This window comes from Rhizobium sp. BK619 (assembly GCF_014195245.1).
GTDB lineage: Bacteria > Pseudomonadota > Alphaproteobacteria > Rhizobiales > Rhizobiaceae > Rhizobium > Rhizobium acidisoli.
This window is the reverse complement of the sequence record NZ_JACIBH010000006.1, coordinates 300,722-315,443: the sequence shown is the minus strand read 5'-3', so window position 1 is coordinate 315,443 and position 14,722 is coordinate 300,722. Positions and strand designations below refer to the sequence as shown.

At 62.8% G+C, this 14,722-nt stretch carries 15 protein-coding genes; 6 read left to right on the top strand and 9 right to left on the bottom strand.

Going from position 1 to position 14,722, the window contains the following annotated elements; translation table 11 throughout:
- Positions 1-2 precede the first annotated feature (2 nt).
- From FHX14_RS13820 to hpaR, 9 genes are all read right to left on the bottom strand, one after another.
- The gene (locus tag FHX14_RS13820; protein WP_184377501.1) at positions 3-719 is read right to left on the bottom strand and encodes an ABC transporter ATP-binding protein; all 717 of its coding nucleotides are present in this window, start codon (positions 717-719) and stop codon (positions 3-5) included.
- Position 720: 1 nt separating this feature from the next.
- Positions 721-1,425 (bottom strand): ATP-binding cassette domain-containing protein, encoded by a 705-nt coding sequence (locus tag FHX14_RS13815; RefSeq protein WP_184377500.1) that lies wholly within the window; start codon positions 1,423-1,425, stop codon positions 721-723.
- Positions 1,422-2,459 (bottom strand): branched-chain amino acid ABC transporter permease, encoded by a 1,038-nt coding sequence (locus FHX14_RS13810; protein ID WP_184377499.1) that lies wholly within the window; start codon positions 2,457-2,459, stop codon positions 1,422-1,424. Before FHX14_RS13810 ends, FHX14_RS13815 begins: the two co-directional genes overlap by 4 nt.
- A complete protein-coding gene (locus tag FHX14_RS13805; protein ID WP_097626222.1) occupies positions 2,456-3,322 on the bottom strand; it encodes a branched-chain amino acid ABC transporter permease in 867 nt (288 codons plus the stop codon). The genes FHX14_RS13810 and FHX14_RS13805 overlap by 4 nt, the downstream gene beginning before the upstream one ends.
- A gap of 68 nt (positions 3,323-3,390) precedes the next feature.
- Positions 3,391-4,644, bottom strand: a complete 1,254-nt coding sequence (locus tag FHX14_RS13800; protein WP_184377498.1) for an ABC transporter substrate-binding protein — start codon at positions 4,642-4,644, stop codon at positions 3,391-3,393.
- Positions 4,645-4,704: 60 nt separating this feature from the next.
- The gene (locus tag FHX14_RS13795; RefSeq protein ID WP_184377497.1) at positions 4,705-6,300 is read right to left on the bottom strand and encodes a GMC family oxidoreductase N-terminal domain-containing protein; all 1,596 of its coding nucleotides are present in this window, start codon (positions 6,298-6,300) and stop codon (positions 4,705-4,707) included.
- 3 nt (positions 6,301-6,303) lie between these two features.
- Complete coding sequence (locus FHX14_RS13790) at positions 6,304-7,710, bottom strand: aldehyde dehydrogenase family protein (protein ID WP_184377496.1); 1,407 nt, start codon at positions 7,708-7,710, stop codon at positions 6,304-6,306.
- A 102-nt stretch (positions 7,711-7,812) separates the two neighbouring features.
- Positions 7,813-8,799, bottom strand: coding sequence for a helix-turn-helix domain-containing protein (locus tag FHX14_RS13785; protein WP_184377495.1), 987 nt, complete (start codon positions 8,797-8,799; stop codon positions 7,813-7,815).
- Between the two features lie 109 nt (positions 8,800-8,908).
- Entirely contained in the window at positions 8,909-9,412 is a 504-nt protein-coding gene (gene hpaR, locus FHX14_RS13780; protein ID WP_184377494.1) for a homoprotocatechuate degradation operon regulator HpaR, read from the bottom strand.
- Between the two features lie 259 nt (positions 9,413-9,671).
- Here hpaR and FHX14_RS13775 point away from each other — a divergent pair, with 259 nt between their 5' ends.
- The 6 genes from FHX14_RS13775 (at position 9,672) to FHX14_RS13750 (ending at position 14,719) form a co-directional block, all read left to right on the top strand.
- Positions 9,672-9,938 (top strand): acylphosphatase, encoded by a 267-nt coding sequence (locus tag FHX14_RS13775; protein WP_184377587.1) that lies wholly within the window; start codon positions 9,672-9,674, stop codon positions 9,936-9,938.
- Between the two features lie 126 nt (positions 9,939-10,064).
- Complete coding sequence (locus FHX14_RS13770; RefSeq protein ID WP_003591746.1) at positions 10,065-10,715, top strand: Rieske (2Fe-2S) protein; 651 nt, start codon at positions 10,065-10,067, stop codon at positions 10,713-10,715.
- Positions 10,712-11,557 (top strand): aromatic ring-hydroxylating dioxygenase subunit alpha, encoded by an 846-nt coding sequence (locus FHX14_RS13765; protein ID WP_184377493.1) that lies wholly within the window; start codon positions 10,712-10,714, stop codon positions 11,555-11,557. The genes FHX14_RS13770 and FHX14_RS13765 overlap by 4 nt, the downstream gene beginning before the upstream one ends.
- Positions 11,554-12,216 (top strand): glutathione S-transferase family protein, encoded by a 663-nt coding sequence (locus tag FHX14_RS13760; protein ID WP_184377492.1) that lies wholly within the window; start codon positions 11,554-11,556, stop codon positions 12,214-12,216. Before FHX14_RS13765 ends, FHX14_RS13760 begins: the two co-directional genes overlap by 4 nt.
- A 1-nt stretch (position 12,217) precedes the next feature.
- Complete coding sequence (locus FHX14_RS13755) at positions 12,218-13,597, top strand: amidohydrolase (RefSeq protein ID WP_184377491.1); 1,380 nt, start codon at positions 12,218-12,220, stop codon at positions 13,595-13,597.
- 24 nt (positions 13,598-13,621) lie between these two features.
- Entirely contained in the window at positions 13,622-14,719 is a 1,098-nt protein-coding gene (locus FHX14_RS13750) for a BMP family ABC transporter substrate-binding protein (RefSeq protein ID WP_184377490.1), read from the top strand.
- Positions 14,720-14,722 lie beyond the last annotated feature (3 nt).

Genomic DNA, 14,722 nt, shown 5'->3' with positions numbered 1-14,722 from the left:
CCTCAGCTCGCCAGATAGGCGCCATGGAGGATGTCCGGCTGGGCTTTCAGCGTCGCGGCGGGACCGTCGAAGACAAGGCGGCCGCGCTCCAGCACGAGCGCCCTGTCGGCGAGATCCAGCGCGAGATTGGCGAATTGCTCGATCAGCAGCACGCCGATGCCGCCGGCAGCGGCGATCTTCAGCGCTTCGGCCAGGCGCTTGACCACGGCAGGCGCCAAGCCGAGCGAAAGCTCGTCGACGATCATGAAACGCGGCTTTGCGACGAAAGCCTGCGCCATCGCCACCATCTGCTTCTGACCGCCGGAGAGATCGGAAGCCGACTGATGCCGGCGCTCGGCAAGCTCAGGAAATATCTCATAGGCGCGCTCCAGCCCCTGCCGGCGCGCCGCCGCCGAAGGATCGAGCGCGGCGACGAGGATATTGTCCTCCACCGACAATTGCCCCAGCACGCGGTGCCCTTCCGGAACGAGCGCAAGGCCTGCCCGGCGAATGCGGTCGGGCACAAATCCTTCGAGTGCGATGTCTCCCAGCCGCACCGCGCCGCCGCGCGGCAGAACACCTGCCATGGCCATGACTGTGCTCGATTTTCCCGCCCCATTGGCGCCGAGCAGGGTCGTCACCTTGCCGGCTGCGACCGAAAAGGAAATGTCATGAATGACGCGTTTACCACCGCGTTCGACGACGAGGTTTTCGACGCTGACCTCGGAAATCCCGCTCATTTCAGAACTCCCCCAGATAGGCGCGCCGCACGTTCGGATCGGCAAGCACGGTCTGCGTCGGGCCGAGGGCCAGCAGCTTTCCGTAGTCGAGCACCATGGTTTCGCTGCACATGGAGCGGATAAGGTCGACGTCATGATCGATGACCAGAACCTGCGCCCGGAATTCCGCGGGGATGCGCAGCACCAGCTCGCGGAACGCCTTTCCCTCCTCCTCGGTCAGGCCGGCGGCCGGTTCGTCGAGCAGGATGAGCTTCGGCTTGCCGACGACGCATTTCGCCAGTTCGACCAGGCGGCGCTGGAAGAGATTGAGCGATTGCCCCAGCCGGTCGGCAGCCGTGCTGAGACCGACGAAGGAAAGCGCCTCGTCCACGGCTTCGGAGCGATGCGGCGCGCCAACCACATGATCGGCGATCGCTGCGATATTGCCGGCGACGGTCAGGTCCTCGACCACCTGTTCGGTCTGGAACGAGCGGCGCAGGCCGGCGCGCACGCGCTGCAGCGGCGTCATCGGCAACAGCGCCTGGGCGCCGAGCGACACAGTCCCCTGAACCGGCCTGATGAAACCGGAGAGCACGTTGAGCAGTGTCGTCTTGCCGGCGCCATTCGGGCCGATGAGGCCCGCGACCGGTGCGGTGAGCACTGCGCTGAGCTCGTTGATCGGCTTCACACCACCGAACTGGACGACGAGATTGTCGATGGTGATCATCGTGCCCTCCCCCTTGATAGGCCGCGGTTCAGACGGGCGAGCAGAGCCGCGATCTGGCCGGCTATGCCGGTCGGCGCCGTTGCCAGCGCATGGAACAGGGCGACGCCGAAAATGCCGATCGTGACATAACCGTCGATGCCGAGATCGGTGAGCAGCGCCGGCACCGCGCGCAGTAGAAGGCCGGCGATCAGCGCGCCGTACCAGTTGAAGACACCGCCGACGATGGCGAGCGCAAAGAGATTGAGGCTCTCGAAGGCGCCGAAGGCGCGCCCGTCGAGCTGGCCGACATTGCCGGCGAGCAGCCCGCCGGCAAGGCCGGCGAGCAGGCCGCTGAGCGCAAAGGCCCAGGCCTTGTAGATGAGAACGTTGACGCCGCTGGCGACGGCGACAGTCTCGCCCTTGCGGATCAGCGCCCAGGCCCTGCCGGGACGCGCAAGCTTATGCCATTGCGCGATCAAAAGACCGATCGCAGCTGCCGTGCAGACATAGAGGAAATAGGCAACCTCGCCGTCGGCCATGGCAGGCCTCGCCAGCATTTCGCGTCCGGAGCCGTCCGCCCGACCGAGAAAACCAGGACCGCCATCAGGGAAACCCCAAGCGCTGATGATGATCTGGAAGCCGCCGGCGAGCATCAGGGTGACGAGCGCGAGGTAGAGACCACGCAGCCGCAAGGCCGGTACGCCAAAGGCGAGCCCGACCGCGGAGGCGACGATGCCGCCGGCAAGCAGGCTCACCTCGAAGGGCGGATGAAGGGCATGGCCGATGCGCAGCGTTACCCAGCCGCCGACACCGACGAGGGCGAACTGGCAGAGCGAAACCAGGCCGAGCTGACCATAAAGAATGGCAAGGCCGGCCACGGACAGCGAGAGGGCGACGGCCGAGGTTGCCGCCGAAAGCCAGAAGGAATTGGCGAGAAAGGCGACCGCGGCCGCGAAGAGCGCCATCGTCACGGGGACATGCAGAAGCTGTTTCGGCAGGCGCATTATCGACAGGCCTTCGGCGTTGGAGGCGATTGTTTGCGGCTGAACGCTCATCGGTCTTTCAACGCGGCCTTCGCCGTGCCTCCGAGGATCGTGACGGCGGCGAGCGCGATGATAAAGGGTGCCGCCGCGCGATAGGGCGATATCCAGGCAATCGGCGTCAGCGCCGCCTCGGCAATGCCGATCAGAATGCCGGCAGCCGCCGTCTCCCAAAGCGAGCGCAACTGGCCGAGGATCGCCGCGGCAATGGCGGGAATGACCAGCAGCGTCAGGAAGGTGCCCTGCAGGCGCACGAGATCGGCCAGCAGCAGGCCGGCAAGGCCTGAGAAGATGCCGGTTATGATCCAGGCGGCGGTCTCGGTATGGAGGACGCGCACGCCGAGCACTGCGCTGAGATCGCGGTCATTGGCCAGTGCGCGCATATCGAGGCCGAGCCGCGTGCGGGAAAGCAGCAAGGTGATCGCGACGACCATGGCGACGGCGAGAAGAAGGGCGATGATGCGCGTGTAGGTCAAGCGCACGGCAAAGAGCGAGACGAACATCTGGTCGGTCGGAAACTGCAGGCGGCGCGGCAGCTCGCCCCAGACGACACCCATGACGGCGATCAGAACCAGAGCCGGCGCTAGTGTGCCGACGGCGCGCACGACGGTATCGCGATGCGACAGCATGGGAGCGAAGATCCGCCCGTAGAGAAAGCTGATCGCCGTCGAGACCACGACCGCCGCAAGGATGGCGACGATCAGCGGGACCTTCCACTCGAGCAGCTGCCAGGCGCAATGCGCGCCCATCGCGCCAAAAGCACCGAAAGCGAAATTGAGAACGCCGGTCGCCCGAAACAGCACGACGAGGCCGACGCCCGACAGGGCATAGACGGCGCCGATCCCAAGCCCGGAAATGACGAAGGGAAGAATATTCATAAGCCGATCCTCTAGACCTTGCCCGGCTCCGCGGGGTGATACCGCGGAGCACGATGGCAGTCGCAGGCTCAATTGATGCCAGCGGACTTTTCGAAGGCGCGGATGTCCTTCAGCTCAGGATCCGGCGACGGCGCGCAGTCGGAGACAACTTTCCACTTGCCGCCTTCACTGACGGCCATACGCGTCGTCGAATTGGCATTGTGGCGGGCCTGGCCGTCGCCGAAATACCAGGGCGCGCAGAAGATATCGCTCTTGAAGCCCTTTATCCCCTGCACCGCAGCCGATGCCGTCTCGCGATTGATATTGGCGGGATCGAGCGTCATCAGTGCCGTCTCGGCGATCCGTGCCGAGAGATAGCCGGCCTGGGCGAAGGTATCGCGCGGATCGGATTTCTGGCCGTATTGATCCATGACGGCGAGCCAGTTCTGATTATCAGGCGTCGTCGCTTCGAGATCGTTGAACTCCATGTTGACGATGAAATTGCCGTCCCAGCCGGCCCCGATCGTGCCGGGCACCGAGAGATCATAGGCCGAGGCGGCGCTCAGGAACTTGATGCTCTGGTTCAGCCCCTGTTCTTCCGCAGCGGTCAGCAGCGGCACGGTCACGCCCTTGGGCAGGCCGAGGATGATCACATCCGGCTTGGAAGCTGCCGCCTGCAGGATGGTCGATGTGGAATCGGCCGTGCCGGGATCCATCAAGATCGTCTCGGCCGTCAGGCCTTTCTCCTTGGCGAGTTGGATGATCCCGTCGCAGGACCAGGTGCCGACATTCGGAATGTTCGGCCCGATGCAGACGACGGATTTTGCCTTCAGCTGATCGAGCGCATAGCCCATGGCGCCGAGCATCGAGACGCGCGGACCGGCATTGGTTGGCGCATAGTTCGCCGCGAAGAAACATTCGCGCGGGACGCCGACGCCGGCGACGACGAGAATGCCGGATTTCTTGTAGAAATCGGCATTGGCGCCGCATTCGACGAAGCTCGAATTGCCGACCATCAGCACGGCCTCCTCGTCGTTGACGAGCTTGGCGGCGAGCTGTGCTGCGATCTCAGGATTCCACTGGTCGTCCTCGACCAGATATTTGACCGGCCGGCCTTTGATGCCGCCATTGGCGTTCAGGCAGTCGAAATAGGCCTTGGCCGCCTTGGTGGAATTGGAAAAATCGTCCGGCCCCGTTTTGCCCGTGATCGCGCCGATCACAATTGGTTCGCCGGTTGCCGGCTTACCGCTATTGTCGCCGCAGGATGCGGCAGCATGTGCGCTGAACGCCGAAACGAGCGTCAGCAAAAGGCCGATTACCAGCCCTTTTGGATTGATAGGCATTGTCTCCTCCAGTGTGTTGTCCCGCTCCCCACGGGATATTGCGATCGGCGATATCCAGGCTCAGCCGGAAATCGCCTTCCCTGTCATGAACGCAGCGGCCTTTGCCGCAATCATCATCGTCGGCGCGTTGGTATTGCCCGACACCAGCGTCGGCATCACCGAAGCGTCGCAGACGCGCAGCCCCTCGACGCCGCGCACCTTGAGGTCCGGTCCGACGACGGCCATGCGATCATCAGCGCGGCCCATGCGGGCCGTTCCCGCCGGATGGAACACTGTTTTGGCCGACTGGCGGATGTAATCGCGCAGGGCCTCCGGATCCTTTTCGATCCCAGGTTTCGGCAGCACGCGGCGCTTGACCAGTTTGGCAAGGGCTGGCGCATCGAGGATGCGGATCGCTGTCTCGACACCGCGCACCAGAGTTTCGATATCGGCGGGATCGGAGAGCAGGTTGGCGTTGAAATCGGTCTGCTCCCTCGGATCGGCGCTCTTCAGCCTGATCCAGCCGCGCGACCGCGGCCGGAGATAACACGGCCCGATGCTGAGGCCGTGGCCGGGCTCCGGTTCGCGGTCGACGAATCCGATCAGCACCGGCAGCACATGGAACTGCACATCCGGCTGGCCGGTGCCTGCGGTATCGACGAAGCCGCCGCATTCGACGACGTTGGACGAGAGCAGCCCGCGACGCGATGTCAGATAACGCAGCATATGGCCGGCGGCACGCAGCCCGCGGTCATGACCAAGGATCGAGATCGGCTCGCGTGTTTCGCCCTGCACCGGCACTTCGAGGTGATCCTGATAATTGGCGCCAACGCCCGGCAGGTCGGCGACAACCTGGATGCCGAGCGAGGCAAGATGCGCACCGTCGCCGATGCCCGACAATTGCAGGATCTTCGGCGTGGCAATAGCCCCCGATGTGAGCGCGATTTCGCGCGACGCCTTGAAGGTCGTGCCGTCGACCAGTTCGACGCCGGCTGCCCTCTGACCCTCGAACAGGACGCGCGCCACCTTGCGCTCGGTCAGCACGGTGAGGTTCGGCCGCTTCTCCGCTTCGCGTAGGAAGGCCTGGGCCGAGCTCCAGCGCCGGCCGCCATAAGTGGTGCTCTGGTAGAAGCCGACGCCTGCCTGATCCGTGCCGTTGAAATCGTCATTGTGGGGAATGCCGATTTCGGTCGCTGCCTTGACGAAGGCCTCGCTCAGCGGATGCCGATGGCGGGGGTCGGAGACGTGCAGGCCGCCCTTCCTACCGTGGAATTGGCCGTTCAGCCGCTCGTTGTGCTCCAGCGAGCGGAAGACCGGAAGCACGTCATCATAGGACCAGCCCTGGCAGCCCATCTGCGACCAGGTGTCGTAGTCGTTGCGATGGCCGCGAATATAGATCATCGCATTCACCGAGCTGCCGCCGCCAAGCACATTGCCCTGCGGCACGATGCTCGGCCGCCCGTTCAGCCCTTTGTCGGGGTTCGATGCATAGGGATGGATATCGATCCCCTTGCCCAGCACCTTGAAGAAGGTCGCGGGTATATGGATCCACGGATCGGCGTCGCGGCGGCCGGACTCGATCAGCAGCACCTTGTGCGCCGCATTTTCCGACAGCCGGTTCGCCAGCACGCAACCCGAGGATCCGCCTCCGACGATGATGTAATCGTAAGTCGTCATGGTTCAGCTCAACACCGTCTGGATCGTGGTGAATTCCTTCAGGCCTTCGGCGCCGAATTCGACGCCGATGCCGGATTGTTTGACGCCGCCGAAGGGCGCGTTGGGCTGGATCGCGCCGTGTTTGTTGATCCAGACCGAGCCGCATTCGAGCTGCCTCGCATAACGCTTGGCCTTCTCGACGTCGGCAGACCAGACCGAGCCGCCGAGACCGGCCGGATTCTGGTTGGCGCGGGCGATCACCTCGTCGAGATCGCTGTAGCGAATGATCGGCAGGGCCGGGCCGAACTGCTCCTCATCGACCAGGCGCACACCATGATCGACATCGGCAACGAGGGTGATCGGATAGAAATAGCCGGGCCGGTCCAGCGGCGCGCCGCCGGTCAGAATGCGGCCGCCCTGAGCGCGCGCATCGTCGACGAGATCGCGCACTTTGTTGAACTGTATTTCGTTCTGTATCGGCCCGAGGATGCTGGCCTCATCCAGGCCGTCGCCGACGGTGATCTTTCCGGCGTAATCGGCAAGTGCCGCGCAGACCTCCTCATAGATGCTGTCATGCACATAGAGGCGTTTCAGCGCCGCGCAGGTCTGGCCGTTATTGATGAAGGCGCCCCAGAACAGACCCTCGGCGACGCCTTTCGGATCGACGTCGGGCAGCACGATGCCCGCATCATTGCCGCCGAGCTCCAGCGTCAGCCGCTTCAAGGTGGCGACGGCCGAGGCCATGATTTTCTTGCCCGTCTCGGTCGAGCCGGTGAAGGTCATCTTGGCGATACCGGGATGGGCGGAAAGCGCAGCACCGATGCTGTTTTCCCCGGTGATCACATTGACGACGCCGGGGGGCAGCACATCATTGATGATCTCGACCAGGCGGATGGTCGAGAGCGGGGTCAGGGGCGATGGCTTGATGACCACGGTATTGCCGGCCCGCACCGCCGGCACGATGTGCCAGCAAGCGATCATAACAGGCCAGTTCCAGGGTGTGATCGAACCGACGACGCCGATCGGCTTTCGATGCAACTCGACGCGGCCTTCATTGTCATCCTGCAGGATCTCGACCGGCAGATCGAGTTCCGCCGTATGGCGAGTCCAGGCGAACGCGCCGCCGATTTCAAAACGCGACCCGAGGCCGTTGAGCGGTTTACCCTGCTCCCGGGTCAGGAGCTGCGCCAATTCCTCGGCGTGTTCGTTGATTTTTTCAGCGATGGCCCGGCAAGCGGCGGCGCGTTCTTCGTTCGAGGTCTGCGACCAGTTTTTGAAAGCCGCGGCTGCGGCGGCAACGGCCTGGTCGAGATCGGCTTGCCCGGCAAGCGGCATATAACCGACGATTTCGCCGTTCGACGGATTTGTGACCGGCGCATGTTGGGTGGTGGCAACAGTTTCACCACCAATGAGCAGGGTAGACTGCTTCACGATATTCTCCTCCCGTGACATTAGGGAGGATTATGACTTTCGCCGGAAAAACCGTCTTGGGGAGAAACGCGCCGCGTCTTGGACGGAAGCGCAAATTGCGCGTCAGACCATCTTTGGCACCGCTTCGCCGGCGCGAAGCAGCTCGCTCGGCGCACAATCGAACAGTTCCTTGAAGCTGCGGTTGAAATAGGAAATGTCGTTGAAACCGGCCGAATAGGCGACTTCGGCGATCGTTCCGACGTTGCGCTGCTCCTTGAGCTGCTCGATCTTTTCCCGCGCGAAGCGCAGGCGCTTGTCGCGGATGACGGTGGTGCAGGTCATGCCCAATCCCTGGAAATCCTGCTGCAGCGTGCGGATCGACACACCCAGCCTCGTCGCCAGCCATTTGGCGCTGAGATCGCTCTCGGTCAGGTGTTTGTCGATCAGGATATCGACCATCTGCATGCGCCTGCCCGCACTGTCATGCAGGGAATTCAGGCTTGCCGTCTGGATGTCTGTCGACAGAAACGCCTGGCGCGTCGTATCGAACATCAGCTGGCGCAGATGTGGCGAGGCCGCTTCGCTTTCCGGCGTCGTCATCATCTTGGCGATCAGCGCGCGCAGCATCACCGCCATCGGATCGCCGGCGACAAGTTTGCGGGCGACGTCGAAATCCACCTTGCTGCCCGAATACATCAATTGCCGCGGCAGATGCAGGGAGAGATGATTGGAGAAGTGTCCGTGAAAATAGAGGGTGGTCGGGCGCGTGGAATCGACCAGAATGCATTCGCCGACGTCGAGGATATTCTGCTGGCCGGAATGCTCCACCCCGCAAGCCCCCTCGAGCTGTAGGATCAGGAACAGATGCTCGTGGGCGTCGCGGCGAATATCCTCCCAGCCGCGATGGACATAATCGAGATCGTTGGAGACATGGGCGAATTCCATGCCGCAGACGTCGATGCGGCTTGCGGTGCCGACCACCTTGTCGCCGCGCTCCATCGTGTGCGGATTGAAATTCCCGCAGATGTTATGAAGATCGTCCGACCATTGATCGTAGGGTGTCGGCGCCCAGGCGCGATCGACGAGGCTGCGGTTCTGCAACAGGTCCAACTCTGCCTCCCAACAGTGTCAATACCGCTGAAGACTGCCGCAGACCGGACGGGTCGTCAATCATATATTTAACACATTAATCAAGAGGCTTTGCACGAACCGCAAGGCGTCACTCTTCACCGCCGGTCGCGCCTTCGAGCCTCAGCGCCGTCAGTTCGTCAAGCATGTCCAAGAGTTGCTCGACCCGCTCCCCACCGAAGCGCGCACCTATATCGGCATAGACCTTCAGGCTCTCCGGCATGACTTCGTCGACCATTGCCCGCCCTGCGGGCGTAATCCGCAGCAGCACCCGTCGGCCGTCGGCCTTGTCCTTATGTTTGGTGATGAAGCCGCGCTCCTCGAGCGAGCGGATCATGCGCGTCAGGCTCGGCGCCAGGATCGAGGCCTTGTCCGCCACTTCGCTTGCATCGAGCGTTCCCGCTTCGGATAGTACACGGATCACCCGCCACTGCTGCTCGGTGACATCGTGCGCCGCCAGGATCGGCCGGAAATGGCTCATCACCGCTTCGCGCGCACGCAAAAGCCCGATCGCCAGGGATCGTTGGCGCTCCTGCGGCGACCGGCTGGCCGGCGACGAGGGCATGTCACGTTTATCCTGCTGTCCATTCTTCATGCGGGTTCCGATCGCGCAGCTGTTGAATGCGGGATCTTCCGCTGGCCTTGAGCAGCCGGCGGAAAATCGCAAGACAGCTAGTTAACACAGCAACGACCAACCACAAGCCCAGCCTCTCGATCGACCGACAAAGCCTATGAACATCGTGGACGGTCGCCGGTCTTTTGCAGAGCAAACGCCGACAGCGTACCCTCGCTTCGACGATACCCCTTTCGCAAGTTCATTCAGGCGCTATGGTGTTGGAAATACAAGGGCGAGCATGGGACAAGTGACAAGCCACCTTCAGGAGCGGATGACGATTATCGGTGATCTCAGGGCTGCGTCGTTTATCCCCTGGATCCGGCGTCATGCCGCCAAGCTCGGGCTCTCGCATAGCATATCCCATGCAAGTTCAATGCGGATAGAACTTGAGCTTTCAGGACCGGAGGAGTTGATCGACATGATGGAGGTGGGGTGCTCACTGGGGCCAATCGACGTATGGGTCGAGAGCATAGAACGCACTGTGATGATCGGCGAAACGGCCTGATACCAAATGCGGTTTTTGCGATATGCATATTATTTAACCATTGTTGCCAATGCGAAAAAACTATGCAAACGTGAGCCCTTGAGCGTATCGTTTCACAAAACGTAGTATGGTTCAGGAAGTTTAGTCATGCCATCCGATCCGACCGGCTATTGGACGCCAGTCGCCCTTTCCCGGGATCTGCCGGCCGCTACCGTCATGCCGGCCCGGACGGCATCTGGATCGATTGCCCTCTGGCGCAGCGCTTCGGGGCGTATATCGGCATCGACGGATCGTTGTCCGCACCGCGGCATGCGTTTGTCCCATGGCTTCGTGCGCGGCGAGGCACTTTCGTGCATCTACCACGGCTGGAGCTATGGCCAGGCCGGAAACTGTCTGCGCATTCCCGCCCATCCGGGGCTGGCGCCGCCGGAAACCATCCGTGTCGCCACCCATGAAGTCGAGGAAGCGGGCAATATGATCTGGGTGGCCGTGGGCACGCCCGCTTCGAAGCCGCCGAGGCTTGACGGCCTCATTCCCCTGCGCTCGCTGACGGCGTTTGCAGACGTTGCCGCAATTGAAACGGCGGCCGGCGCGAAGGCGAACCCTGACGGTCTTATCGAGATCGACGCCTCCACCGGCACTGTCTGTCTGTTATCTGTCCAGGAAGACGGGCAGACGCTGATCCATGTGCTCCTCAAGGAGGACCTCGGTCCTGCTGCGGCCATCGGCGCTTCGCGGGCTGCCGAAAGTCTGCGCCGCCGGGCTGAAGATCTTCAGAAAAAGGAGAGCGCGCGGTGAGCATGCAGGCGATGATCGACGAATGGTATCCGGTTGGGCTTTTCAGTCAGCTCGACAGCGCCGGTCGTAAGACGAGGCTGATGGGCGAGCGGATCGACGTGGCGCGCGACGCCGATGGCAATGCGAGGGTAACGGGCGGCGACGGCCGTGTTCTGCCGGTGAGCGTACGTTACGGCCATGTCTGGTCCTCGCTCGGCGAACCGCAGAAGGAAATTTTCCCGATTCCCGAGGCCGACCAGCCCGGCCGCCGTTTCGTCGACGTCGGCGTGGTGCGCGTGCGCTGCTCGCCCCTGCGCGCCGTCGAGAATTTCCTCGACATTGCCCATTTCCCCTTCGTCCACACCGACATTCTCGGCGCAGAGCCGCACACCGAGGTTCAGAACTACAAGGTTGAGATCCGCGAGGAGGAAGATGAAGTCTGGGCAACGCAGGTGAAGTTTTACCAGCCGCAGGCCGCCAAATCGGCAAGCGGCGGGATCACCACGGAGTACATGTACCGCGTGCCGGCACCGACCTGCTCCGTGCTCTACAAGACCTGCCCGCCGCGCCCGAGCGAATGGGATGTCATTACGCTCTTCGTGCAGCCGCTGGCCGAGGACCTGTGCGACGTCTGGCCGTGGATGGCGCTTTTCGATGACGAGACCGCGATGACCGATCTCATCCACTTCCAGCAGACGATCTTCCTGCAGGACCGTTCGATTCTGGAAAACCAGATCCCGCCGCTTCTGCCGCTCGACCCGGGCATGGAAATCCCGACGCGGGCCGATCTCACATCGATCGCTTACCGACGCTGGCTGAAGCGTCACAATTATACCTATGGCGCGCAGCTGGTGGCGCAATGAAGCTCTACGACTACATTCTCTCCCCCAGTTGCTACAAGGTGCGCCTGATGGCGGCGCTGACCGGCGTGAAACTGGAACTCCGCCCGGTGGATTTCCATCCCGGCGCCGAGCATCGCGGCCCGGAACTCCTGGCGCTCAATCCGGCGGGATCCATTCCCATCCTGGAGGATGGTGATCTGATCCTGACCGAATCCTCGGCGATCCTCGTCTATCTGGCCGCTAAGGCAGCACCCGAATGGCTTGGCAGCGGCAAGGCCGAGAAAGTGGCAAAGGTGCAGCAATGGCTGTCGTTCTCGGGCCGGCTGACGGCAAGCCTGGGCGGCGCGAGGCTTCATGAAATGCTGCTGCGGCCGGGCGATATCGACGCGCTACAGGCCCAGGGTATTTCAGCACTTCGCGAGCTGGAGGCCGTACTTGTCGAGCAGGCTCTTTACGGCAGGCGCTTCCTCGCCGCAGACCGGCCGACAATTGCCGACATCGCCTGCTTTCCCTATGTGGCGCTGGCCCCCGACGGGGGCGTGTCGCTGGATCCCTATCCCGCCATCCGGCTTTGGTCGCGGGCACTGCGCGCCCTCGATAGGTTTATCGAAATGCCGGGTATTCACCGGCTGCACGAATTGAAGCCTGAACCTCATATCGAAGAACCGGGCGAGGCGTGACATGGCTGGATATCTCCTGAAGAACTGCACGGCCGTGATCGTCGACGAGGGCAAGGGGCCGGTCGTCCGGCGCAATGTCGATCTCCTGACCGACGGTTCGGCGATTGTGGCGATCGGTGAAAATCTGGCGGCGGACGCGCTGCCCGCCGGCACGACCGTTCAGGATGCCGCCGGCTGGTTCGTCTATCCCGGCCTCGTCAACACCCATCATCATTTTTTCCAATGCTTCGTGCGCAACCGCGCCGACCTCGACTGGACGAAGCTTTCGGTCATCGAGTGGCTCGACCGCATCTACCCGATCTTTTCGCAGCTCAATGAGGCGTGTTTTTACCACTCCTCCGTCACGGCGATGGCCGAGATGATCAAACATGGCTGTACGACGGCGTTCGACCATCAGTATAATTTCCCCCGCCACGCTGGGAAGCGGCTGATCGACCGCCAGTTCGAAGCCGCCGAGCTCTTCGGCATGCGCTTCCACGCCGGCCGCGGCGGCAATACTCTGCCGAAGTCGCAGGGCTCGACCATTCCTGACGAGATGCTGGAAACGACCGACGAATTCATCGCCGACTGCGCCCGGCTGATCGACTCCTACCACGATGCCAACCCGTTCAGTATGCGCCAGGTCGTGGTGGCGCCCTGCCAGCCGGTGAATTGCTATCGCGAGACCTTTGCGGAATCGGTGGCGCTGGCGCGTGATCGCGGCGTCATGATGCACACCCATGTCGGCGAGGGCGAAAGCCCGGTCATTCACGCTCGCCATGGCGTGCGCACCGTCGATTATCTGGAAGAGCTCGGTTTTGCCGGCCCCGACACATTCTATGCCCATTGCTGGGAGTTGACCCACGACGAACTCAGGAGGATGGCGGCGAGCGGCACCGGCGTGGCGCACTGCCCCGAACCGGTCTATCTCGTCGGCGCCGAGGTCACCGACATTCCCGCCATGGCTGCCTTCGGCCTGCGCATCGGCCTTGGCTGCGATGGTGCTGCCTCCAACGACAATTCCAACCTGATGCACTGCCTGCACTCGGCCTATATGCTGCAGTGCCTGGTATCCTCCAGCCGCGCCCATCCCGTGCCGCCGCCCGTCGATTTCCTCGGCTACGGCACGACAGGCGGTGCGAGCCTGCTCGGCCGGCGCGACATCGGCCGGCTGGCGCCCGGCATGGCCGCCGACCTGTTTGCAATTGACACGCGTCGCATGGATTATGTCGGTACGCGGCACGATCCGTTGAGCCTGATTGCCCGCGTTGGCATCGGCATGGCAACCGATATGACGATGATCAATGGCCGCATCGTCTGGCAGAATGGAGAATTCCCCGGTCTCGACGAAGCCAAGCTCTCCGCCGACGCCGAGGCTGCACTCGCAGCCGTGAAATTCTAAAACCAAAAAAGGGAACCCGTGAACATGACCAAACTGACCCGCAGAAACCTGATGACGGTCGCTGCCGCCACCGGCCTTGCCGGCGTGCTCGGCAGCCGCCTTGCTTTCGCCGCCGACCAGCCGCTCGGCATAACGCTCGTCGTCCCCTCGCCGATCGGCGACGTCGGCTGGGGGCACGCCCTTGCCGCCGGCCTCGAGCCGATCAAGGCCGCTTACGGCGACAAGGTGAAGGTCACCGTGCTTGAGAATATTGCCGAAGGCCCGGACGCCGACCGCATCATGACCAAGACCGTCGCCGACGGAAACAAGTTTCTGATCGCCGGCTCCTTCGGCTATCAGAATGGCGCCCTGCAGATCGCCCGCCGTGATCCGAGCGTGACGGTCCTGCATGCCTCCGGCTTCCAGGTTGCTCCCAATTTCTCGCCGTTCGCCGCCAAATATTTCCAGGGCACCTATCTGCTCGGCATGGCCGCGGCAGCACTTTCCAAGACCGGCAAGCTCGGCTCCGTTTCGGCCTTTGCCATTCCCGAGCTCATTACCTCGATCAACGCCTTTACGCTCGGCGCCCAGGCGGTAAAGCCGGATATCGAAGTCTCCGTCGTCTGGGTCAATTCCTGGTTCGACCCGGCCAAGGAGCAGGAGGCAGCCAAGGCGCTGATCGCACAGAAGTGCGACGTGATCTTCTCCAATGCCCAGGACACACCATCCGTCATCTCGGCCTGTGAAGACGCCGGCGTCTACGCCTTCAATCTCAACTCCTCGATGAAGAAGTATGCGCCGAAAACCTATCTCGGCTGCATCTCGACGGACTGGTCGCCCTTCTTCAAGGCTTCGGTCGATGCCCATCTCGCCGGTACGTTCAAGGGGGCCAATGCCTTCCTCGGCGTCGCCGACAAGGTCGTCGAAGTGGTCGACTGGAATCCGGATATTCCGGCCGACGTGATGACCAAGATCAAAGAGGTCGAGGCAAAGATCGCCGACGGCAGCTTCTCGCCCTTCACCGGGCCGATCGCCAAGGCCGACGGCAGCGAAGCTGTAGCCTCGGGCGCAAGCATGGCCGACCCCGAGATCATCGCCATGAATTGGCACGTCAAGGGCGTCTCGACGCCGCTGCCGAAATAATTC